This window comes from Streptomyces griseoflavus (assembly GCF_014649995.1).
Classification (GTDB): domain Bacteria; phylum Actinomycetota; class Actinomycetes; order Streptomycetales; family Streptomycetaceae; genus Streptomyces; species Streptomyces griseoflavus.
Genome location: NZ_BMUC01000012.1, coordinates 4,360 through 27,091 on the forward strand (window position 1 = coordinate 4,360; position 22,732 = coordinate 27,091).

The 22,732-nt window shown below is 73.1% G+C and carries 18 protein-coding genes and 1 pseudogene; 15 read left to right on the forward strand and 4 right to left on the reverse strand.

What is annotated here, in order from left to right; translation table 11 throughout:
* A pseudogene (locus IE172_RS35460) lies at positions 1 to 406 on the forward strand (tetratricopeptide repeat protein); the annotation flags it as partial.
* 129 nt (positions 407 to 535) lie between these two features.
* Entirely contained in the window at positions 536 to 1,318 is a 783-nt protein-coding gene (locus tag IE172_RS23565) for a tetratricopeptide repeat protein (RefSeq protein WP_190099486.1), read from the forward strand.
* Between the two features lie 59 nt (positions 1,319 to 1,377).
* On the opposite strand, the gene IE172_RS23570 is transcribed toward IE172_RS23565, so the two are convergent.
* Positions 1,378 to 2,667: a DUF1015 domain-containing protein gene (locus tag IE172_RS23570; protein ID WP_190099303.1), complete on the reverse strand. Its 1,290-nt coding sequence runs from the start codon at positions 2,665 to 2,667 to the stop codon at positions 1,378 to 1,380.
* Between the two features lie 72 nt (positions 2,668 to 2,739).
* Between IE172_RS23570 and IE172_RS23575 the strand changes: the two genes are divergently transcribed.
* From IE172_RS23575 to IE172_RS23590, 4 genes are all read left to right on the forward strand, one after another.
* Positions 2,740 to 3,768, forward strand: coding sequence for an HAD hydrolase-like protein (locus IE172_RS23575; RefSeq protein WP_190099304.1), 1,029 nt, complete (start codon positions 2,740 to 2,742; stop codon positions 3,766 to 3,768).
* Between the two features lie 71 nt (positions 3,769 to 3,839).
* A complete protein-coding gene (locus tag IE172_RS23580; protein WP_190099305.1) occupies positions 3,840 to 4,883 on the forward strand; it encodes a FecCD family ABC transporter permease in 1,044 nt (347 codons plus the stop codon).
* Positions 4,880 to 5,917, forward strand: a complete 1,038-nt coding sequence (locus IE172_RS23585; RefSeq protein ID WP_190099306.1) for a FecCD family ABC transporter permease — start codon at positions 4,880 to 4,882, stop codon at positions 5,915 to 5,917. Before IE172_RS23580 ends, IE172_RS23585 begins: the two co-directional genes overlap by 4 nt.
* A complete protein-coding gene (locus IE172_RS23590) occupies positions 5,914 to 6,795 on the forward strand; it encodes an ABC transporter ATP-binding protein (RefSeq protein WP_190099307.1) in 882 nt (293 codons plus the stop codon). Before IE172_RS23585 ends, IE172_RS23590 begins: the two co-directional genes overlap by 4 nt.
* On the opposite strand, the gene IE172_RS23595 is transcribed toward IE172_RS23590, so the two are convergent.
* Positions 6,779 to 7,126 carry a sterol-binding protein gene (locus tag IE172_RS23595; RefSeq protein WP_190099308.1) on the reverse strand — a complete coding sequence of 116 codons (348 nt, stop codon included), beginning with the start codon at positions 7,124 to 7,126 and terminating at the stop codon, positions 6,779 to 6,781. The genes IE172_RS23590 and IE172_RS23595 overlap by 17 nt on opposite strands.
* A gap of 42 nt (positions 7,127 to 7,168) precedes the next feature.
* On the opposite strand from IE172_RS23595, the gene IE172_RS23600 reads away from it, so the two are divergent.
* The 5 genes from IE172_RS23600 to IE172_RS23620 all read left to right on the forward strand — a co-directional run bounded on the left by IE172_RS23600 (position 7,169) and on the right by IE172_RS23620 (position 12,574).
* The gene (locus tag IE172_RS23600) at positions 7,169 to 7,465 is read left to right on the forward strand and encodes a hypothetical protein (protein ID WP_190099309.1); all 297 of its coding nucleotides are present in this window, start codon (positions 7,169 to 7,171) and stop codon (positions 7,463 to 7,465) included.
* A 7-nt stretch (positions 7,466 to 7,472) separates the two neighbouring features.
* Positions 7,473 to 8,288 carry a TlyA family RNA methyltransferase gene (locus IE172_RS23605; RefSeq protein ID WP_190099310.1) on the forward strand — a complete coding sequence of 272 codons (816 nt, stop codon included), beginning with the start codon at positions 7,473 to 7,475 and terminating at the stop codon, positions 8,286 to 8,288.
* The gene (locus IE172_RS23610) at positions 8,285 to 9,190 is read left to right on the forward strand and encodes an NAD kinase (RefSeq protein WP_190099311.1); all 906 of its coding nucleotides are present in this window, start codon (positions 8,285 to 8,287) and stop codon (positions 9,188 to 9,190) included. The genes IE172_RS23605 and IE172_RS23610 overlap by 4 nt, the downstream gene beginning before the upstream one ends.
* Before the next feature lie 166 nt (positions 9,191 to 9,356).
* Positions 9,357 to 11,075, forward strand: coding sequence for a DNA repair protein RecN (gene recN / locus IE172_RS23615; RefSeq protein ID WP_190099487.1), 1,719 nt, complete (start codon positions 9,357 to 9,359; stop codon positions 11,073 to 11,075).
* A 377-nt stretch (positions 11,076 to 11,452) separates the two neighbouring features.
* Positions 11,453 to 12,574 (forward strand): glycosyltransferase family 4 protein, encoded by a 1,122-nt coding sequence (locus IE172_RS23620; RefSeq protein ID WP_190099312.1) that lies wholly within the window; start codon positions 11,453 to 11,455, stop codon positions 12,572 to 12,574.
* 15 nt (positions 12,575 to 12,589) lie between these two features.
* On the opposite strand, the gene IE172_RS23625 is transcribed toward IE172_RS23620, so the two are convergent.
* A complete protein-coding gene (locus tag IE172_RS23625) occupies positions 12,590 to 14,218 on the reverse strand; it encodes a PucR family transcriptional regulator (RefSeq protein WP_190099313.1) in 1,629 nt (542 codons plus the stop codon).
* Between the two features lie 107 nt (positions 14,219 to 14,325).
* A complete protein-coding gene (locus IE172_RS23630) occupies positions 14,326 to 16,128 on the reverse strand; it encodes a glycoside hydrolase family 15 protein (protein ID WP_190099488.1) in 1,803 nt (600 codons plus the stop codon).
* 460 nt (positions 16,129 to 16,588) lie between these two features.
* Between IE172_RS23630 and pyrG the strand changes: the two genes are divergently transcribed.
* The 4 genes from pyrG (at position 16,589) to ald (ending at position 22,527) form a co-directional block, all read left to right on the forward strand.
* Positions 16,589 to 18,238, forward strand: coding sequence for a CTP synthase (gene pyrG, locus IE172_RS23635; protein WP_190099314.1), 1,650 nt, complete (start codon positions 16,589 to 16,591; stop codon positions 18,236 to 18,238).
* Between the two features lie 111 nt (positions 18,239 to 18,349).
* The gene (locus tag IE172_RS23640) at positions 18,350 to 18,976 is read left to right on the forward strand and encodes an NUDIX domain-containing protein (RefSeq protein ID WP_190099315.1); all 627 of its coding nucleotides are present in this window, start codon (positions 18,350 to 18,352) and stop codon (positions 18,974 to 18,976) included.
* A 230-nt stretch (positions 18,977 to 19,206) separates the two neighbouring features.
* Positions 19,207 to 21,267: a tetratricopeptide repeat protein gene (locus tag IE172_RS23645; protein WP_190099316.1), complete on the forward strand. Its 2,061-nt coding sequence runs from the start codon at positions 19,207 to 19,209 to the stop codon at positions 21,265 to 21,267.
* A gap of 135 nt (positions 21,268 to 21,402) precedes the next feature.
* Complete coding sequence (gene ald / locus IE172_RS23650; RefSeq protein WP_190099317.1) at positions 21,403 to 22,527, forward strand: alanine dehydrogenase; 1,125 nt, start codon at positions 21,403 to 21,405, stop codon at positions 22,525 to 22,527.
* The last annotated feature ends 205 nt before the right edge of the window (positions 22,528 to 22,732 follow it).

The following is a 22,732-nucleotide window of genomic DNA, read 5'->3' on the forward strand; positions in this document are numbered from 1 at the left end:
TGACCGGGGTGGGTTCCGGCGTGACGACCGTGACGACCGGGGTGGGTTCCGGCGTGACGACCGGGGTTCCGGTCGAGGGGACGACCGCCGCGATGACCGTGGTGGCTTCCGCCGCGACGACAGCCGCGGTGGCGACCGTGACCGCGGTGGCTTCCGTCGCGACGACAACAGGGGTGGCGACCGCGGCGGTTTCCGCCGTGAGGACAGCCGTACCGCCGACCGTGGCGGCTTCCGCCGTGACGACAGTCGTACCGCCGATCGCGGCGAAAGCCGTGGCGAGCGCGGGGGTTTCCGGCGCGACGACCGGGGCGAACGTGGCGGCTTCCGGCGCGAGGACAGCCGTGGCGGCGACCGGGGCGGATTCCGTGGTCGTGACGACCGGGGCCGTGACGACCGGGACCGCGGACGTGGTCCTCGTCGGGACGACCGGGGTGACCGGGGCGGACGGCCCGGCGGCTACCGCGGACGGGACGACCGGCAGGGCGGCGGACGCTTCCGCGACGACCGGGACCGCGACCGGGAGCCGATCAAGCGGCTGCCGATCCCCGAGGACGTCACCGGCGAGGAGATTGACAAGGACGTACGGCAGGAACTGCAGAGCCTGCCCAAGACCCTCGCGGAGGACGTCGCCAAGAACCTGGTGATGGTCGCCCGGCTCATCGACGAGGACCCTGAGGGCGCGTACGGCTACTCCAGGGTGGCCCTGCGGCTGGCCTCGCGGGTCGCCGCCGTCCGGGAGGCCGCCGGATTCGCCGCGTACGCCAACCAGAAGTACGCCGAGGCGCTCGCCGAATTCCGGGCCGCGCGGCGGATGACCGGGACGGTGGAGCTGTGGCCGCTCATGGCCGACTGCGAGCGCGGACTGGGGCGGCCGGAGAAGGCGCTGGACATGGCCGGGGCGCCCGAGGTGCAGAAGCTGGACAAGGCGGGACAGGTCGAGATGCGGCTCGTCGCGGCCGGCGCCCGGCGTGACATGGGGCAGTTGGACGCGGCGATCGTGACCCTGCAGAGCTCCGAGCTGGCGTCCAACTCCGTACAGCCGTGGACCGCGCGGCTGCGGTACGCCTACGCCGACGCGCTGCTCGCGGCCGGCCGGAGTGGTGAGGCGCGGGAGTGGTTCGCCAAGGCCGTGGAGGCCGACCGCGACGGCAGCACCGACGCCTCCGACCGGCTCGCCGAGATGGACGGCGTGGAGTTCACGGACGCGCTCGACGAGGACGCGCCCGCCGAGGACACCCCGGCCCAGCAGGACGCGGAGGACAGGCAGGACGTCCAGGACGTCCAGGAAGACAAGGACGGCCAGGACGACAAGGACTGACGTCCGCGACGCGGATCGACGACGAAGGGGCGGGCCTCACCGGGAGGCCCGCCCCTTCGTCACAGGTCGAGCGCCCGCAGCACCAGACCCGAAGCCGGTTTCGGGCCGAACGACGTCGACTTGCGCGGCATCGTGACCCCCTGCCGGGCGAGATCGCGGACGACGTCCTCGTGCACCGGATGCATCAGCACCGCCGTGCCGCCGTCGCGTTCCGCCTTCTCGACCGTGGCCGCCGTGTCGTGGATGTACGCGATGTGCGCGGGGGAGTCGGGGATGCGCCAGACGTGGTCGAGGAGCGTGGCGTGGAGGACCGTCGCGTCCAGGGTGCGCCAGGCCCGCGGGCGGTCGGCCGGAACCGTGCGGGCCAGCAGCGCCGGGTCCGGGCGGTCGACGAGATGGAAGGCACCGTCACCGGCGAGGAGGAAGGCGTTGCCCACCGGGGCCGCCTCGGCCAGGGCGTCCATCGCCGCCGACAGCGGTACGTCGAGGCGCCGGACCCGGAAGCGGCCGTCGAGCGCGGCGACGGCGTCCGCGACCGGCAGGCCGTGCAGCAGCCGGTGGATGGCACGGACGCGCAGCGGGTAGCGGGCCGTGTCCACGAGGAGCACCAGGCCGTGGTCCCAGGGGCCGGGGGAGGTGTGCTCGGTGCGGAGGCGGCGGTAGGTCGCCCAGCGGTGGTGGCCGTCGGCGATGAGGGCCTGGTGACCGGCCAGCTCCTCCCGGACCGCCGTCAGGCCGGCGGGGTCGGTGACGGACCACAGGCGGTGGTGGAAACCGTCCTCCGTGGTGGTCGCCAGCAGCGGCCGCTGCCCGGCCGTGCGTTCGATCAGTTCGGACGTGACGGTCGCCGCGCCGTCGCCGCGGTAGGTGAGCAGCAGCGGTTCCAGGTTGGCGGACGTGGCCCGCATGAGGTCCGCGCGGTCGGCCACGATGTGCGGCATGACGTCCTCGTGGGGCAGTACGAGCCGCTCGCCGGGGTCGGACACCCGCAGCAGGCCGATGATGCCGCGCTGCACCATGCCGTCGTCGTCGCGCTGTTCGTAGACGTAGAGGCCGGGTTCGGGGTCGGCGGTGAGTACGCCCTCGGAACGCCAGCGGCGCAGCGTCTCGGCCGCCTGGGCGTTGCGGGCCTCCGATGTGGCGGCTTCGGGAAGGATCAGCCGGACGATGTTGTGGGGGTCGGCGGACTGGAGGTGGTGCAGGCCGTCGGGGCGGACCACGACGTCGTACGGCGGGGATGTCACGGCGGCCAGGCTGCCGACCCGGTCGGGGTCGTAGCGAAGGCCTCGGAACGGGGTGAGTTCCAGGCCTCGGGGCGCCCTTGCCTTCGAGTGACCTGCAGTGTTCATCCCGGCATCGTACGGGTGTCGGTGGCATGGGGGATGATCGGGGGAAAGCCGTCGAACGAGGAGCGATGCGGAATGAGCCGGAGCGTCAGGACGAGGCCCGCGGGCAGTGGGCAGGCCCTGAACGAGGCGTACGACACGGCGCTGCTCGACCTCGACGGAGTGGTCTACGCGGGCGGTGACGCGATCCTCCACGCGGTCGAATCGCTCGCCACGGCCCGCGACGGCGGAATGCGTCTCGCGTACGTGACCAACAACGCCCTGCGCACCCCGGACGCCGTGGCGGCCCACCTGACCGAGCTGGGGATACCGGCGGAGGCCGGTGACGTCATCACGTCCGCGCAGGCGGTGGCGCGACTGATCAGTGAGCAGGTGCCGGCCGGCTCCCGGGTGCTGGTGGTCGGGGGCGAGGGGCTGCGGGTGGCGCTGCGTGAACGCGGGCTGGTGCCGGTGGAGTCGGCGGACGACGACCCGGTGGCCGTGGTGCAGGGGTACGGCGGGCCCGAACTGCCGTGGGGCCGGTTCGCGGAGGCGTCGTACGCCGTCGCGCGCGGACTGCCGTGGTTCGCGTCCAACACCGACCTCACCATTCCCAGCGGGCGGGGCATCGCCCCGGGCAACGGTGCGGCGGTGGAGGTGGTCCGCATCGCCACCGGCGCCGAGCCGCAGGTCGCGGGCAAGCCGCTGCCGCCGATGCACCGGGAGACGATCCTGCGGACCGGTGCGGCGCGGCCCCTGGTGGTGGGGGACCGGCTGGACACGGACATCGAAGGGGCGTTCAACGGCGAGGTGGACTCGCTGCTGGTGCTCACCGGCGTGACGGACGGGGCGCTGCTGCTCGCGGCGCCGCCGCGGCACCGGCCGACGTACGTCGACGGCGACCTGCGCGGGATGCTCACCGGGCAGCCGGAGGTCGTCCCGTCCGGCGACGGGTTCCGGTGCGGCGGCTGGACGGCGACCGCCGGGACCGCGGAGCTGGAACTCGACGGCGACGGTGGCGCGCTGGACGGGCTGCGTGCGCTGTGCGCGGCGGCCTGGACGGCCGCCGGCGAGGGTGTCTGCGAGCTGGACGGCGGGAAGGCACTGGCCCGCCTGGGCCTGTGAAACCCTTGCGCCGCCTGGGAAACGGCGCCCACGGATCGTGATCCAATAGCAGGGTAGGCTAACCTAACCGGGTGTTGGTCGAGAGTCCCCCCGAACAGCGCGCGGAGACCGTGCCCGCGCCCCCGAACCGCCGGGCGATACGCGTCGTCGGGCTGCTCGTGTCCGTCGTGATCCTGGTGCTCGTCGCCCTGGCGAGCATCGCGGTCGGGGCGAAGGAGCTGTCCCTGGAGCAGGTGTGGCACGGCCTGTTCCACGCGTCGGGCACCTTCGGTGACGTCGTCGTCGCGGACCGGCTGTCCCGCACGGTCCTGGGGCTGCTGGCCGGCGCCGCGCTGGGCCTGGCGGGGGCGGTGCTCCAGGCGCTGACCCGCAACCCGCTGGCCGACCCCGGACTCCTCGGCCTCAACGCGGGCGCGTCCGCGGCCGTGGTCACCGCCATCACCTTCTTCGGCGTCACCTCCCTGTCGGGATACGTGTGGTTCGCCTTCTTCGGCGCGGCGGCCGTGGGCGCGCTGGTGTGGTTCCTCGGCGGCAGCAGGGGCGCGACCCCGGTGCGGCTCGTGCTCGCCGGTACGGCCATCAGCGCGGCGCTGTTCGGCTACCTCCAGGCCATCATGATCCTGGACGACGCGGCGCTCGGCCGGATGCGGTTCTGGACGGTGGGCTCGCTGGCCTCCGGGAGCGACGAGGCCATCAAGCAGGTGGTGCCGTTCCTGCTGGCGGGTTCGCTGCTGGCGCTGGCGCTCGCCCGGCCGCTGAACGCCATGGCCATGGGCGACGACACCGCCAAGGCGCTCGGGGCCGACCTCAACCGCACCCGGGCGCTGTCCATGCTGGCCGCGACCGTGCTGTGCGGGGCCGCGACCGCAGCCTGCGGGCCGATCATGTTCGTCGGCCTGATGGTGCCGCACGTGGTGCGTTCCTTCACCGGGCCCGACCTGCGCTGGATCCTGCCGTACGCGGCGATCCTGTCGCCGGTGCTGCTGCTCGGCGCCGACGTCCTCGGCCGGATCGTGGCCCGCCCCGCCGAGCTGCAGGTCGGCGTCGTCACCGCCCTCCTCGGCGGCCCGGTCTTCATCTTTCTCGTACGACGGCGGAGGACGGCCCAGCTGTGAAGACCAACCGCGCGGTGCGGACCCCCGGCGGACTCTCGGTCCGGCTGGACGTGCGTGCCCTCGCCGTCACTCTCCTGCTGCTGACCGTGGCGCTCACCGCGAGCGTCGTGCTGATCGGCACCGGGGACTTCCCGATCCCGGCCGCCGACGTGGTCAGGACCCTCCTCGGCGAGGGCGACGCCGGCCAGGAGTTCATCGTCAACGAACTGCGGCTGCCCCGGGTCCTGGTCGGGCTGCTGGTCGGCGCCTCCCTCGGCCTCGGCGGCGCGCTGTTCCAGGCCATCTCCCGCAACCCGCTGGGCAGCCCCGACGTCCTCGGCCTCGGCCAGGGCGCCACGGCCGGCGCCCTCACGGTGATCGTGCTGTTCTCCGGCAGCGCCAACCAGGTCGCCCTCGGCGCGCTGGCCGGCGGACTGGTGACCGGGTTCGCGATCTACGTCCTCGCCTGGAAGCGGGGCGTGCACGGCTACCGGCTGGTCCTGGTCGGCATCGGCGTCTCCGCGATCGTCACCGCGGTCAACGGCTACCTGCTCACCAAGTCCGACATCGTGGACGCCGCCCGCGCGGTCGTCTGGATGACCGGATCCCTCGACGGCCGCGACTGGGACCAGGTCTGGCCGCTGCTCGCCCTGTGCGCCGTGCTCGTACCGCTGGTCCTCGCCAACTCCCGCGGGCTGAAAATGATGGAGATGGGCGACGACGTGTCGTACGCCCTCGGCGTGCGCGTGGAGCGCGTACGGCTGCTGCTCATGCTGTCGGCCGTGCTGCTCACCGCGTCGGCCACCGCCGCCGCCGGACCGGTCAGCTTCGTCGCGCTCACCGCGCCGCAGCTCGCCCGGCGGCTCACCCGTTCGCCGGGCCCGAACCTCGTGGCGTCACTGTGCATGGGCGCCGCCCTCCTGGTCAGCGCCGACTGGATCTCGCAGCGGGTGTTCGGCGCGGGCCAGCTGCCCGTGGGTGTCGTCACGGGTGTGCTCGGCGGTGTCTACCTGCTGTGGCTGCTGGTCACCGAACGCAGGGCGGGCCGGATATGAGCGACGGCAACACCCACAGCAGCGGGACGAACCACCGAAGGAGCACCGTGAACCGACTGTCCGCCGAGAACGTCACCCTCGCCTACGACCAGCGGGTCATCGCCGAACAGCTGTCGGTGGAGATACCGGACAACTCCTTCACCGTGATCGTCGGCCCCAACGCCTGCGGCAAGTCGACGCTGCTGCGGGCCCTGTCACGGATGCTCAAACCGGCCGCGGGACGGGTCCTGCTCGACGGGCAGGTCATCCAGTCGCTGCCCGCCAAGAAGGTCGCCCGCACCCTGGGACTGCTGCCCCAGTCGTCGATCGCCCCCGACGGCATCACGGTCGGCGACCTGGTCGGCCGCGGCCGCTACCCGCACCAGGGCCTGCTGCGCCAGTGGTCCGCCGAGGACGAGCGCGTCGTCCAGGAGTCCATGGCCCGCACCGGCGTCGCCGAGCTGGCCGAACGCTACGTCGACGAACTCTCCGGCGGGCAGCGCCAGCGCGTGTGGATCGCCATGGCCCTGGCCCAGCAGACACCGCTGCTGCTGCTCGACGAGCCGACCACCTACCTGGACATCCAGCACCAGATCGACGTCCTGGACCTCTGCGCCGACCTGCACGAGGAGCACGGGCGCACCCTCGTCGCCGTCCTGCACGACCTCAACCACGCCGCCCGCTACGCCACCCACCTCATCGCCCTGCGCGAGGGGAAGGTCATCGCCCAGGGCGCGCCGAACGACATCGTCACCGCGGGGCTGGTGGAAGAGGTCTTCGGAATGCGCTGCCAGGTCATCGACGACCCCGAGACCGGCACCCCGCTGGTGGTGCCGGCGGCCCGCACGGCACGGGCGAGGCGCACGGCGCCGAAGGTGGCAGCTACAGGAGCTTCCTGAGCTGGAACAGGTCGCGCAGCCCGGCCTCCAGCCGGACACGGCCCGAACCCCACGCCCGGGCGAAGTGCAGCTCGCCGTCGACCAGGGCCACCAGGTCGTCGCCCGTCATCGCGAGCCGTATCTGCGCCCTCTCGCGCGGCGGGCCGGGGAACGTGTCGCGCACGTGGATCCGGCCGTCCTCGGTCCGGCCGGCGAAGGTGACGTCCAGGTCGGTGATGTGGCAGCTCACCGAGCGGTCCATCGCCGCAGCCGCGCGGACGTCCCCCTCGGCGCCGCGCATGCTGTCCGAAAGCTTGTCGAGTGCGGCACGGCACTCCTCGATCGTGGCCATCGCGGACGACGGTACCGCAGCCGCACGCGGTAGCGTCGGGGCATGAACGACGCAGCGCCGGAGGCCGGGCCCCCGCGGCCGGACACCGAGGAACCGGAGCACGCCGGGCCGCAGACGCCCGACGACGCCCCCGCCGCGCCCGCTCCCCTGGACGTGCCGCGCACCCCCACCGGGCACCCGGAGATCGACGCCCACATGGAGCGGCTGGCCGACGCCGACCACCTCACCACGGACGGCCACCTCGGCGTGTACGAGGATGTACACCGGGGACTGCGCGACGCGCTCACCGCGCTCGACGCCCGCCCGGGACCCCCTTCGGAACACGTACACAGGAGCTGAACCCACCGTGGCAGGAGTCGCACGCCGCCGTCTCGACGCCGAGCTGGTCCGCCGTAAGCTCGCACGCTCACGCGAGCACGCCAGCCAGCTGATCGCCGCCGGGCGGGTCAGCGTCGGCAGGACGGTCGCGACCAAACCCGCCACGCAGGTGGAGACCGCCGCCGCGATCGTCGTCGCCGAGGACACCGCCGACCCGGACTACGTCTCGCGCGGCGGTCACAAGCTGGCCGGCGCCCTCGAGGCGTTCGTGCCCCGCGGGCTGGTCGTCGCCGGGAGGCGGGCGCTCGACGCCGGCGCCTCCACCGGCGGCTTCACCGACGTCCTGCTGCGGGCCGGGGCCGCGCACGTGGTCGCGGTGGACGTCGGATACGGACAACTCGCCTGGTCTCTCCGCAACGATGAACGCGTCACCGTCAAGGACCGTACGAACGTACGGGAGTTGACGCTGGAGGCCATCGATGGGGAGCCTGTGGATCTTGTCGTGGGGGATCTGTCCTTCATTCCGCTCGGGCTGGTGCTGCCCGCCCTGAAGCGGTGCGTGAAGCCGGACGCCGACCTGGTGATGATGGTGAAACCGCAGTTCGAAGTGGGCAAGGAGCGGCTCGGCAGCGGCGGAGTGGTGCGCAGTCCGCAGTTGCGCGCCGAGGCCGTGCGCCAAGTGGCCGGGCGGGCCTGGGAGCTGGGGCTGGGGGCGCGGGGCGTGACGGCGAGTCCGCTGCCCGGCCCCTCGGGGAATGTCGAATACTTCCTGTGGCTGCGGTCCGGGGCTCCGGCACTGGACCCGGCCGATGTTGACCGTGCTGTGGCGGAGGGGCCGAGTTGACGCAGAACCGAGCTCGTACTGTTTTCCTGCTGGCGCACACCGGACGGCCCGCGGCCATCCGCAGCGCCGAGCTCGTGGTCAGGGGTCTGCTGCGCTCCGGTCTCGGGGTGCGGGTCCTGGAGGACGAGGCCCGCGACCTGCCCCTGCCGGAGGACGTGGAGACCGTCAAGGAGGGCACCCCCGAGTGCCTGGACGACTGCGAGCTGCTGATCGTGCTGGGCGGCGACGGCACGCTGCTGCGCGGCGCCGAGTTCGCCCGCGCCTCCGGGGTGCCCATGCTGGGCGTCAACCTCGGGCGGGTCGGGTTCCTCGCCGAGGCCGAGCGCGACGACCTCGACAAGGTCGTCGACCGGGTGGTGAACCGGGCGTACGAGGTCGAGGAGCGGATGACCGTCGACGTCGTCGTGCACCGCAACGGCGACATCGTGCACACCGACTGGGCGCTGAACGAGGCGGCCGTGCAGAAGGTGTCCGCCGAGCGGATGCTGGAGGTCGTGCTGGAGATCGACGGGCGGCCGGTCACCGGGTTCGGCTGCGACGGGATCGTCTGCGCCACCCCGACCGGATCCACCGCGTACGCGTTCTCCGCGGGCGGGCCCGTGGTGTGGCCGGAGGTCGAGGCGCTGCTGATGGTGCCGATCAGCGCGCACGCGCTGTTCGCGAAGCCGCTGGTGACGTCCCCGGACTCGGTGCTGGCGGTGGAGATGCTGCCGCACGTCCCTCCGGGGGTGCTCTGGTGCGACGGGCGGCGGACCGTCGAGCTGCCGGTCGGCGCGCGGGTGGAGGTCCGCAGGGGGGCCGTGCCGGTGCGGCTCGCCCGGTTGCACCATGCCTCGTTCACCGACCGGCTGGTCGCGAAATTCGCGTTGCCCGTGTCCGGGTGGCGCGGGGCGCCGCACTAGCCGGCCCGGTGGGGTGGGCCCGGGGAGTCGGCCGGCGCGGGTCGCCCGTGGCCGTCCGCGCGGTTCCCCGCGCCCCCGGCGGGCTTCCACCTGCCCGGGTGGCAAAGGGCGGGGCGGTCGCACTCCCCGCCTCGGACCTCGTAAGGTCGGGGGCGTGCTTGAGGAGATGCGGATACGGTCGCTCGGGGTCATCGACGACGCTGTTGTCGAGCTGTCGCCCGGCTTCACCGCCGTCACCGGTGAGACGGGCGCGGGCAAGACCATGGTGGTCACCAGCCTGGGCCTGCTCCTGGGCGGACGCGCGGATGCGGCGTTGGTGCGGATCGGGGCGAAGAACGCGGTCGTCGAGGGACGGATCGCCGTGCCCGAGGGCGGCGCGGCCGTCGTACGCGCCGAGGAGGCCGGGGCCGAGCTGGACGACGGGACCCTGCTGGTCAGCCGCACCGTCTCCGCCGAGGGGCGCTCACGGGCGCACCTGGGCGGGCGGAGCGTGCCGGTGGGGCTGCTCGCCGAGCTCGCCGACGAGCTGGTTGCCGTGCACGGGCAGACCGACCAGCAGGGGCTGCTGAAGCTGTCCCGGCAGCGGCAGGCGCTCGACCGGTACGCCGGGTACGCGGTCGCCGTGCCGCTCGGCAAGTACGGCGAGGCGTACAAGCGGCTGCGGGCGGTCAGCGCGGAGCTGGAGCAGATCACCACGCGCGCCCGTGAGCGGGCCCAGGAGGCCGACCTGCTGCGCTTCGGGCTGGAGGAGATCGCCGCCGTGGAGCCCCGGGCGGGCGAGGACGTGGAGCTGGCGGAGGAGGCGGAGAGGCTCGGGCACGCCGAGGCGCTGGCGTCCGCCGCCGCTCTCGCCCACTCGGCGCTGGCCGGCGATCCCGAGGATCCCGAGAGCGTGGACGCCGGGACGCTCGTCGCGGGCGCCCAGCGGGCCCTGGACGCCGTGCGGGCGCACGATCCGGTGCTGGCCGCGCTGACCGACCGGATCGGGGAGATCGGCATCCTGCTGCGTGACGTCGCCGGGGAGCTGGCGGGGTACGCCGACGACCTGGACGCCGATCCGCTGCGGCTGGCGGCGGTCGAGGAGCGGCGGGCCGCGCTCACCGGGCTGGTCCGCAAGTACGGCGAGGACGTCTCCGCCGTGCTGGCGTGGGCCGAGCGGAGTGCCGCCCGGCTGACCGAACTGGACGGCGACGACGAGCGGATCGGGGAACTCACCGCCGAACGCGACGCGCTCCGCGGCGAACTGGGCGTGCTCGCCCAGGAGCTGACCGACGCGCGGACGGAGGCGGCGGAGCGGTTCGCGGCGGCGGTGACCGCGGAGCTGGCCTCCCTGGCGATGCCGCACGCGCGGGTGTCCTTCGACATCCGCCAGACCGAGGACCCGGAGGGCGTCGAGGTCGGCGGGCGCACGGTCGCCTACGGGCCGGCGGGCGCGGACGAGGTCGAGCTGCTGCTGGCCCCGCACCCCGGTGCCCCGCCCCGGCCCATCGCCAAAGGGGCGTCGGGCGGTGAACTGTCGCGTGTGATGCTGGCCGTCGAGGTCGTGTTCGCCGGGACCGACCCGGTGCCGACGTACCTCTTCGACGAGGTCGACGCCGGGGTGGGCGGCAAGGCGGCGGTGGAGATCGGACGGCGGCTCGCACGGCTGGCGAAGACGGCGCAGGTCGTGGTCGTCACGCACCTGCCGCAGGTGGCGGCGTTCGCCGACCGGCAGCTGCTGGTGGAGAAGACCCACGACGGATCGGTGACCCGGTCCGGCGTGAAGGTCCTCGAAGGCGAGGACCGCGTGCGGGAGTTGTCCCGCATGCTGGCCGGCCAGGAGAACTCGGAGACGGCCCGCGCGCACGCGGAGGAACTGCTGGCGACGGCGCGCGCCGACGCCTGAGCGGGACCGTGCCCCGCACGGGGGCCCGCGCGCGGTTGGCCTCGTTCGGCGGTGCCGGGTCTCCCTGACCGCGGCGGACGCCGCCCGGCGTCCGCCCTCGCCGTGGCGGCGCACGCCGTCGGTCCCCGCGGACGTACGGCCGGCCGAACCGCCGCGACGGGTTCCCGTCAGAAACCGGAATCGGATACTCCGTCACTCGTTCGGGTGATTCGGGGGTGTGGGTGGATTCAGGTCCCCGCTTCGGCGGTTCCCGTAACCCGCGCGCACCCTGGCATGCTGGACGGAGTACGCGTAGGAAACCGCGCGGTACACCCCCTCCGCACGATCCTTCTGTACGTTCTTCGTGACCGCCCGACCCGAACCAGGAGCCCGGCCACGTGACCCCCGTGAGCAGCCAGTCGTCCCTGCGCACCGTGCAGGTGCTGGGCGGCGGCAACGCCGCAGGCGGCGCCCATGTGCGCTCGCTGGCCGCGGGGCTCGTCGCGAGGGGCGTGCGGGTCACGGTGTGCGCCCCCGTGGAGGCGGAACACACCTACGACTTCACCGGAGCGGGCGCCGAGCACGTCCACGTGCCGCGCAGCAGCGACCCGGGATCGGTGGCCGCGCTGCGGGCCGCCTGCTCGGGCGCCGACCTGGTCCACGCACACGGGCTGCACGCCTCGTTCCGCACCGCGCTCGCGCTCGGCGGGCGGCGCACCCCGCTGGTCGTCACCTGGCACGACCGGGCGCACGCCGACGGGCCCCGCGCGCACTTCCTGCGCGTGCTGGAGCGGAGGGTGGTCAGGGCGGCCACCGTGGTGCTCGGGACGACGTCCGTGCTCGTCGACCGGGCGCGCCGCGCGGGAGCGCGGGACGCGCGGCTGGCCGCCGTCTCCCTGCCCGGCCCCCGCCCGTCCACCCCGCCGGACGACCCGGACCGGCTGCGGCCCAAGATCCGGGCCGAACTCGGCGCCATGGGACGCCCGTTGCTCATCGCCGTCGGCGCGCTCGAACGGCACCGGGGCCACGACGTCCTGCTGGACGCCACCCACGCGTGGCGCAGGCGTGACCCGGTGCCCCTGGTGGTGCTCGCGGGGGAGGGGCCCTTGCGAGCCGAACTCCAGCGCAGGATCGAGGAGGAGGAACTGCCGGTGCGGCTGCTCGGCCGGCGCGAGGACGTCGGTGACCTGCTCGCCGCCGCCGACGTCGCGCTGCTGCCCAGCCGTTGGGAGGCGCGCTCCCCGCTCGCCCAGGAAGCCCTCCACGCACGGGTGCCGCTCGTCGCGACCCGGGTCGGCGGCATCCCCGAACTCGTCGGCGACGCCGCCGAACTCGTCCCGTACGGCAACGCGCGGGCGCTCGCCGACGCCGTCACGGGGCTGCTGGACGACCCCGGACGCCGGGAACTGCTCAGGGAGCGCGGCGCGCGGCAGGCGGCCACCTGGCCGACCGACGACGAGACGGTGGCCCAGGTGCTCAGTGTCTACGACGAGTTGACGCGGCCCCGGCCGCTGATCTGACGCCGGGACCCGCGTTCACGGCACGTGGCGGCGGGCGCGCAGGGCGAGGCTCAATGCCAGCACCGTCTGCGGGTCGTCGAGGTCGGTGCCCAGCAACTCACCGATGCGGGCGAGCCGGTTGTAGAGGGTCTGCCGGTTCAGATGCAGTTCGCGGGCCGTCTCCGCCTTGCGGCCGGCGTGGGCCAGATACGTCTCCAGGGTGGGCAGCAGCGGCGGCCTGGAGCGGCTGTCGTGATCCAGGACCGGACCGATCGCACGCTCCACGAACGCCGCCAGGTCCGGATGGTCCCGCAGCCGCCACAGCAGCAGGTCGATGTCCAGCCGGCGGGCGTCGTACCAGGGGCGGTCGGGCAGGCCCTGGGCCGCGGTCGCCGTCTCCGCCGCGTGCCGCAGCCCTGTGGAGGCCGCCGCCCAGCCGCCGGCCGGTCCGACCACCACGACGGGCGGCCCGCCCCCGGGCCGCAGCATCCCCGCCCGCTCCACCCCGGCCCGCAGCGCGGCCGCCACCCGGTCGGCGACCGCCGGCCGGTCCGCCTCCGCGCGCAGCCCGAGCAGCAGCGGCACCCGCCCCTCCACCGGCCGCACACCCAGCAGCACCGGCACCCCGAGGGCGGCCAGTTCCTCGGCCACCGCCCGGGCGAGCACCGCCCAGCCGCCGCCCTGCGGGGACAGCGCGTCGCCGAGCCGCATCACCACCGGCAGCAGCGGCCCGGCACCGGGTTTGAAGCCCAGCACACGGGCCTGGGCGGGCGCGTCCCCGGCGGTGACCCGGCCCTCCGCGAGATCGGTGAGGAAGTCGCCCCGGCCGCGTGCCGCCAGCTCCTCCTCCTGGCGGGCCTGCATCAGCACCACGGCGAGGAGGTCCGCCGCCCGCTCGGCCGCCATCCGGTGCACCGGCTCCGGTGCGCTGCGCACCGGAAGCAGCACCAGCCGCGCCCGAACACCGCCGCTGCCGGGGCCGCCGCCGGGCACGTCCACCAGGGCCGAACCGGCCGGCGGGTCGTCCCGGTGCCGGTCGCGCAGCCCCTCCCACACCTGGAGCGGGTCGGCGCCCTCGGGGCCCTCGCCCGCCGCGTACAGCAACTGCCCGTCGGTCGTCTCCAGGAACACCGGGTTGCCGCTGAACCCGGCGAGGACCTCCAGGACCTGGGGCGCCCCGCCACCGCCGAGCAGCGCCTCGGTGCAGCGGCGGTGCACCTCCTCCGCGCGTTGCAGCAGCGCGTAGTGCCCGTTGACGATCTCGGTGTGGATCTCCTCGGTGACCGTCACGAACGGCACCTCGCGGTGCAGCTGGACCAGCGGCAGCCCTGCCGTCCTGGCCCCGTCGACGAGGGCCGCGGGCAGCCGGCTGAAACGCGGTCCCAGCTCCACCACCAGCGCCGCGATGCCCCGCTCGGCCAGCGTGCGCACGAACGCGCGCTGGTCGGCCGGGCGGGTGCCGAGCCCGTACCCGGTGGTCAGCAGCAGCTCACCGCCCTTGAGCAGCGAGGCGATGTTGGGCACCTCGCCGGCGTGCACCCAGCGCACCGTGCGCTCCAGCCGGTCGGCGCCGGCGAGGATCTCCGGGAGGCCGCTGCGCAGGCCGGGAAGGTCCAGGGCGCGCCGCACGGTGATGCCCGTGGGAGGGGGTGCGCTGGTGTTCATGCAGCGGACGGTACCCGGCGTCCGGGCGGCGCGTCACAGCGCTGCCGTCCGCCGGGTGCCCGGGACGTGGCTGCCCGCAGCCGGGCGGCCGCGGGCAGGCCGGGCTCTCAGCCTCCGTACGCTCCGCTCGCCGTCAGCCGCAGGGCCGTGTCGATGAGCGGGACGTGGCTGAAGGCCTGCGGGAAGTTGCCCACCTGGCGCTGCAGGTGCGGGTCCCATTCCTCCGCCAGCAGGCCGAGGTCGTTGCGCAGCGAGAGCAGCTTCTCGAAGAGCCGGCGTGCCTCGTCCACGCGGCCGATCATCGCCAGGTCGTCGGCCATCCAGAACGAGCAGGCGAGGAACGCGCCCTCGTCCCCCGGCAGGCCGTCGACGCCCTCGTCCTTGCCCTCGGTCGGGTAGCGCAGGATGAAGCCGTCGGAGGTGGACAGCTCGCGCTGGATCGCCTCGATGGTGCCGATCACCCGCTTGTCGTCCGGCGGCAGGAAGCCCATCTGCGGAATCAGCAGCAGGGAGGCGTCGAGCTCCTTGGAGCCGTAGGACTGGGTGAAGGTGTTGCGTTCCTTGTCGTAGCCCTTCTCGCACACGTCCCGGTGGATGTCGTCGCGCAGCTGCTTCCACCGCTCCAGCGGGCCGTCGGCGTCGCCGGACTCGATGAGCTTGATGGTGCGGTCGACGGCGACCCAGGCCATCACCTTGGAGTGCACGAAGTGGCGGCGCGGGCCGCGCACCTCCCAGATGCCCTCGTCCGGCTCCGTCCAGTGCTTCTCCAGGTACTGGATCAGCTTCAGCTGGAGCAGCGAGGCGTAGTCGTTGCGGGCCAGGCCCGTCATGTGGGCCAGGTGCAGGGCCTCGGTGACCTCGCCGTACACGTCCAGCTGGAGCTGGTGCGCCGCGCCGTTGCCCACCCGGACGGGGGCGGAGTTCTCGTAGCCGGGCAGCCAGTCCAGCTCCGCCTCGCCGAGCTCGCGTTCACCGGCGATCCCGTACATGATCTGCAGGTTCTCCGGGTCGCCGGCCACCGCGCGCAGCAGCCACTCGCGCCAGGCGCGGGCCTCCTCGCGGTAGCCGGTGCGCAGCAGCGAGGACAGGGTGATGGCCGCGTCGCGCAGCCAGGTGTAGCGGTAGTCCCAGTTGCGGACGCCCCCGATGTCCTCCGGCAGGGAGGTGGTGGGCGCGGCGACGATGCCGCCGGTGGGGGCGTACGTCAGGGCCTTCAGCGTGATGAGGGAGCGGATGACGGCCTCGCGGTAGGGGCCGTGGTACGTACAGTGCTCGACCCACTCGCGCCAGAAGTCCTCCGTCGCCGTCAGCGACTGCTCGGGCTCCGGCAGCGCCGGCGGCTCCTTGTGCGACGGCTCCCAGGAGAGGGTGAACGCGATCCGCTCGCCCGGTGCGACGGTGAAGTCGGAGTACGTGGTCAGGTTCTCGCCGTAGGTCTCGGTGGGTGTGTCGAACCACACGGAGTCCGGTCCGGCGACGGCGACCGTGCGCCCCTCGTGGCGGTGCACCCACGGCACGATCCTGCCGTAGGAGAAGCGCATCCGCAGCGCCGAGCGCATGGGCACGCGGCCCGAGACACCCTCCACGATGCGGATCAGCTGCGGGGCGCCCTCGCGCGGGGGCATGAAGTCCGTCACCCGGACCGTGCCGCGCGGCGTCTCCCACTCCGATTCCAGGATCAGCGAGTCGCCGCGGTATCCGCGCCGGGTCGCGCTCGGCGGTTCGGCGTCGTCGGCGTGGGCGGGGCCCAGCCGCCAGAAGCCGTGATCCTCGGTGCCCAGCAGGCCGGCGAAGATGGCGTGCGAGTCGAAGCGGGGCAGGCACAGCCAGTCCACCGTGCCGTCCCGGCAGACCAGCGCCGCCGTCTGCATGTCTCCGATGAGTGCGTAGTCCTCGATGCGCCCGGCCACGTGCATCTCCAGTCGAACGGCCACGTCACCCCGCGAGGGGGTTGTCGCTAGTGCGGTCAGGGGTTTCTTGCGATCGTCGTCGAGCTACCAGCACAGCAGTCGCTCGGCCGATGTGGCAAAGCGCCCATTGTTGCTCAACGAACTGACGAGCTCACGTTGTTCCGGAACTTACGGGCGGGGGTGGTGCCGTTCGGCCGGCCGGGCTCGGCAGCGAGTGTCCGAGCAGGATACGACGCACGTAGATGATCTGTGTGCCGCTCGGGGCAACGCGGCTCCGCCGAACGAGTGACCACGGGGTGAAGGACCGGTGTGCGGTGCATACCCTGTGCCGGCGCGTGCGCGGAGCGTGCCCGTGAGCCGGTACCGCGCGGCGCTGTTACGCTGGTAGCCCGTGGACCGGTGGGCGAGAAACCCCGGAACCGCACCCTCAGACCGCGACCACGGGAGCCCCCTCTTGGCCATGCCGCCCAAATCTTCGACGACCAAGCACATCTTCGTCACCGGGGGTGTCGCCTCCTCTCTCGGCAAGGGCCTGACCGCCTCCAGCCTGGGCATGCTGCTCAAGGCCCGCGGTCTGCGCGTCGTCATGCAGAAGCTCGACCCGTACCTCAACGTCGACCCGGGCACGATGAACCCCTTCCAGCACGGTGAGGTGTTCGTCACCAACGACGGCGCCGAGACGGACCTGGACATCGGCCACTACGAGCGCTTCCTCGACCGTGACCTGGACGGCTCCGCCAATGTGACCACGGGCCAGATCTACTCCACGGTGATCGCCAAGGAGCGGCGCGGCGAGTACCTGGGCGACACCGTGCAGGTCATCCCGCACATCACCAACGAGATCAAGCACCGGATCCGCCGGATGGCGACCGACGAGGTCGACGTGGTGATCACGGAGGTCGGCGGCACGGTCGGCGACATCGAGTCGCTGCCGTTCCTGGAGACGGTCCGCCAGGTCCGGCACGAGGTCGGGCGCGACAACGTGTTCGTGGTCCATATCTCCCTCCTTCCCTACATCGGCCCCTCGGGTGAGCTCAAGACCAAGCCCACCCAGCACTCGGTGGCGGCACTGCGCAACATCGGCATCCAGCCGGACGCGATCGTGCTGCGCTGCGACCGCGAGGTGCCCACCGCGATCAAGCGGAAGATCTCGCTGATGTGCGACGTCGACGAGGACGCCGTCGTCGCCTGCCCCGACGCCCGCTCGATCTACGACATCCCGAAGACCGTGCACGGCGAGGGCCTGGACGCCTACGTGGTCCGCAAGCTGGACCTGCCGTTCCGGGACGTGGACTGGACGACCTGGGACGACCTGCTCGACCGGGTCCACAACCCCGACCACGAGATCACCCTCGCCCTGGTCGGCAAGTACATCGACCTGCCCGACGCCTACCTCTCGGTCACCGAGGCGCTGCGCGCGGGCGGCTTCGCCAACAAGGCCCGGGTGAAGATCAAGTGGGTCACCTCGGACGACTGCAAGACCCCGGCCGGCGCCCAGGCGCAGCTCGGTGACGTCGACGGCATCTGCATCCCGGGCGGCTTCGGCGACCGCGGTGTGCTCGGCAAGGTCGGCGCGATCAAGTACGCCCGCGAGAACCGGATCCCGCTGCTGGGCCTCTGCCTCGGTCTGCAGTGCATCGTGATCGAGGCGGCGCGCAGCCTCGCGGACATCTCCGACGCCAACTCCACCGAGTTCGACCCGGCCACCTCCCACCCGGTCATCTCCACCATGGCCGAGCAGCTCGACATCGTGGCCGGCGAGGGCGACATGGGCGGCACCATGCGGCTCGGCATGTACCCGGCCAAGCTGGCCGAGGGGTCGATCGTGCGCGAGGTGTACGACGGCAAGGAGTACGTCGAGGAGCGTCACCGGCACCGCTACGAGGTGAACAACGCCTACCGCGCGGAGCTGGAGAAGAAGGCCGGCATCGTGTTCTCCGGCACCTCCCCGGACGGCAAGCTAGTGGAGTACGTCGAGTACCCGCGCGAGGTCCACCCGTACCTGGTCGCGACCCAGGCGCACCCCGAGCTGCGCTCGCGCCCGACCCGTCCGCACCCGCTCTTCGCGGGCCTGGTGAAGGCCTCGGTCGAGCGGAAGATCTCGAAGTAACACACCCGGTTGTACGGTTGCCGGGGTGCGGACCCTCAGGAAGGGGCGCACCCCGGCCGCTTTTTTCACCCGGGCACCGCGCACGAGAGCCGCACGTCGGGAAGGACAGGCATGACGATCAAGGACACCCCGGAAGAGTGGGAGATCCGCGGGACCGAGACCCCGTTCACGGGCAACAAGACCTCCGTCCGCACGGACGAGGTGGTCATGCCCGGGGGCGCCGTGGTCCGCCGCGACTACCAGGTCCACCCCGGGTCCGTGGCCGTCCTCGCCCTCGACGACGCCGACCGGGTCCTGGTGCTGCGCCAGTACCGGCACCCGGTGCGCCAGAAGCTGTGGGAGATCCCGGCCGGCCTGCTGGACGTGGTCGGTGAGAACCCGCTGCACGCGGCCCAGCGGGAGCTGTACGAGGAGGCGCACGTCAAGGCGGAGGAGTGGCGGGTGCTGACCGACGTCTACACCACGCCCGGCGGCTGCGACGAGGCCGTACGGATCTTCCTGGCGCGCGGGCTGTCCGAGGCCGAGGGCGACCGTTTCGCGGTCGAGGACGAGGAGGCCGACATGGAACTCGCCCGGGTTCCCCTCGACGAGCTGGTGCGCGGGGTGCTGGCCGGGGAACTGCACAACAACTGCCTGGTGGTCGGCGTCCTCTCGGTCGTCGCCGCGCGGGCCGGTGACGGACTGGAGTCGCTGCGTCCGGCGCAGGCGCCGTGGCCGGCGCGGCCGTTCGAGGTGTGAGCCGGCGGGTGTGACACGCCGCGCGGCCGGTCGCCCGCCGCGTCGGCCGCCCGGCTCCCCGCCGCCGCCCCGAACCGTCGGTCCTACGATCTGTTGATCCGATCGGGGGAGTCTTGCTCCCGGTACCGCGCTCCTCACGGAACGTCGCAGAGCGTGAACTAGGCTCTGCGAAACGCCCGATCCGGAAGACCCGGCGGGCCTGCGCGTGCGGTGGGACGGGAGTGTGGCCCGTGACGGATCAGGCAGTGGACCCCGGTGGTGTGCGGCTCCTTCGGGACGCTGCCCCGGACGGTCGATTCCTGGGCCGTACCAGGGAGTTGAAGGAGCTGCGCGCCGACATCGAGCGCGCCGGGCTGGACACGCTCTCCGGCCGCAAGGCACCCCGTGCGCGCGTCCTGCTCATCGCGGGGCGGCCCGGATCCGGCCGGACGGCCCTCGCCGAGGAACTCGTGCGCCAGGTCGCCGGACACTACCCGGGCGGGGTACTCCGCGCCCGCCTCGGCGAACCCGACGGCACCCGCGTGCCCGTCGGGCGCGCCGCGCGGGAACTGCTCGACGCCCTGGACGCGCCCGCCCCGGCCGGAGCCCCCGAGGACGAACTCACCGAGGCGCTGCGCACCGCCCTGGCCGACCGCCGCGCGGTGCTCCTGCTGGACGACGCGGCCGACGCGGAGCAGGTCGACGCGCTGCTCCCCGACAACCCCGACTGCCTCGCCGTCACCGTCTCATCGGGCCCCCTCACCGGCATCGCCGACGTCCGCCCCTGCACCCTGGGCGGCCTCGACACCAAGTCCGGGGTGGAACTGCTGTCCCGGCTGACCGGATCGGTGCGGATCACGGTCGACCCCCGGGCCGCCGAGCGGCTCGCCGAGCAGTGCCAGGCCCTGCCCGCCGCCCTGGTGCTGGCCGGCGGCTGGCTCGCCGCCCGGCCCAAGGCGGCCGTCGCCGACCTCGCCAGACAGCTGCACACGGACCCCGCAGGTCAGGACACCGCCGTCACCCGTGTGGGACGGCTGGTGCACGACTCGCTGCCCACGACCGCCGCCCGGATGCTGCGCCTGCTCAGCATCGCACCGGGAGGCCTGGTCGACCCGCACACCGCCGCCGCCCTGGCCGGCTGCCCGGTGGAGGACGCCCACACCACCCTGGACGGCTTCGCCGCGCACGGTCTGCTGCACTCGGTGGGCTCCGCCCAGCCGCAGTACCGGGTGCCCTCCTGCCTGCACCCGCTGCTGCACGACCTCGCGGCGGAGCACGAGAAGCCCGGTGAACTCCAGCTGGCCCGCGCCCGCATGCTGGAGCGGACCGTGCGGCTGCTCCAGTCGTGCAGGGCGATCACCGAGACCGACAACCCCCAGGCACACGAGAAACTCCTCGGCATGCCGCGCGCCCTGCGCTTCGCGAGCCCGCGGGCCGCCGCCGACTGGCTGCGGCTGCGCCGCCCCGCACTGCTGGCCGCCGCCCGGCTCGCCGTCGCCGACGGGGAGCTGGACACCCTCGCCAGGCGCCTGATGTCCCAGCTGGTGCGCGCCATGGCCGCCCACTTCGGCACCCAGGCCGCCGCGAGCGACCTGTACGACATCCACGGCCTCGTCCTCGACGTCGCCGAGCGCCGCGAACTGCCCCGGGAGCGGGCGGCGGCCCTGCTCAACCTGGGCGACCTCGACGCCCACACCGGACGCACGGCGGACGCCCTGACGCGCTACCGGGCCGCGCTGGACGCCGGACGCGAGGCGAACGACCCGTACGCGACCGGCCGCGCGATGGAATCCGTAGGCGGCGCGCACCTGGAGCTCGGGGACTTCGACCGGGCCGCCGACTGGTTCGGCCGGGCCCTGGCCGAGCGGCTGGCGCGGGGCGAGGGCGCGGAGGCCGCCCGGCTCTACGGCCGGATCGGCGCCGCCCACACCTACGCCGGCCGCTACGGCGAGGCGCTGCGCAACTGGCGCGCGGCCGTCGCCGGGCACCGCAGGCACGGCGACGTGGCCGCCCAGGCGCGGGCTTTGAGCGAACTGGCCCGGGTGCAGGAGTACGCGGGCCGGCTCGACGAGTCGCTGCGCACCTGCCGGGAGGCCGTGGAGTGGGCGCGCCGGGCCGAGGACACCCGTCTGCAGGCCGCGCTGCACCTGCGGCTGGCCGACTCCTTCGAGCACCTCGGGGATGCCGCGTCCGCCGCGCTGCACCGGAGCACGGCCGAGCGGATGCTGGCCGAGGAGGCCCCGGAGGACGACTCCGCACCGGAACACCGCGCTGACGCCTGCGAAATCCGTAGCGCATCCGCTGAAGATTGAAGCATTGGAAGGCTAGACAGCGGGAACACCTTCATTAAACTGGCTCTGCCGCACCATCTTCTGCGGTCTCTCCCGGTGTGCCCGTGTGTGCCCGGGTATGTGTAGTGATACCCCATACCCTCTGAGCCAAGGACCGTGATCCACGTGAAGGTCGGCATCCCCCGCGAGGTCAAGAACAACGAGTTCCGGGTGGCCATCACCCCCGCCGGCGTGCACGAGCTCGTGCGCCATGGTCACCAGGTCGTCATCGAGCGCGGCGCCGGTGTCGGCTCCTCGATCCCCGACGGCGAGTACATCGCCGCGGGAGGGCAGATCCTGGACACGGCCGACGAGGTCTGGGCCGCGGCCGACCTGCTGCTGAAGGTCAAGGAGCCCGTCGCGGAGGAGTACCACCGCCTGCGCAAGGACCAGATCCTCTTCACCTACCTGCACCTGGCCGCGTCCAAGGAGTGCACGGACGCCCTCCTGGAGTCCGGCACCACCGCCATCGCCTACGAGACCGTCGAACTGCCCAGCCGCGCGCTGCCGCTGCTCGCCCCGATGTCCGAGGTCGCGGGCCGGCTCTCCACCCAGGTCGGCGCCTACCACCTGATGCGCGCCCACGGCGGCCGGGGTGTGCTCCCCGGCGGTGTCCCCGGTGTGCTGGCCGGCCGGGCCGTCGTCATCGGCGGGGGCGTCTCCGGCTGGAACGCCGCGCAGATCGCCATCGGCATGGGCTTCCACGTGACCCTGCTCGACAAGGACATCAACAAGCTCAAGGAGGCCGACAAGGTCTTCGGCACGAAGATCCAGACCGTCGTCTCCAACGCCTTCGAGCTGGAGAAGGCCTGCCTGGAGGCCGACCTGGTGATCGGCGCGGTGCTGGTCCCGGGCGCCAAGGCGCCGAAGCTGGTCAGCAACGAGCTGGTCTCGCGGATGAAGGCGGGAAGTGTCCTTGTCGACATCGCGATCGACCAGGGCGGCTGCTTCGAGGACTCCCACCCCACCACGCACGCCGAGCCGACCTTCAAGGTCCACGAGTCGGTCTTCTACTGCGTCGCCAACATGCCCGGCGCCGTGCCCAACACCTCGACCTACGCCCTGACCAACGCCACGCTGCCGTACATCGTCGAAGTCGCCAACCGCGGCTGGGCGGACGCGCTGCGCCGTGACCCCGCGCTCGCCAAGGGCCTCAACACGCATGACGGCAAGGTCGTTTACCGGGAGGTCGCCGAGGCGCACGGCCTCCAGCACGTCGAGCTCGCCTCGCTGCTCGGCTGACCCCGCCAGGGCGGTAAGTCGACCAAGTCACCCACCGGCAAAGGCGACACGTCAACTCGGATCGTCAACGCCACGCGCCCGGCCGGACCTTGTCCCACGAGGTCCGGCCGGATGTGTGTATGGTCACTTCCTGATTCCTGTACAACTCGCCTCGAACGTAACCCTTCTACCGATTCGCACACCCGTGAAACCTGCGGTGCGACGG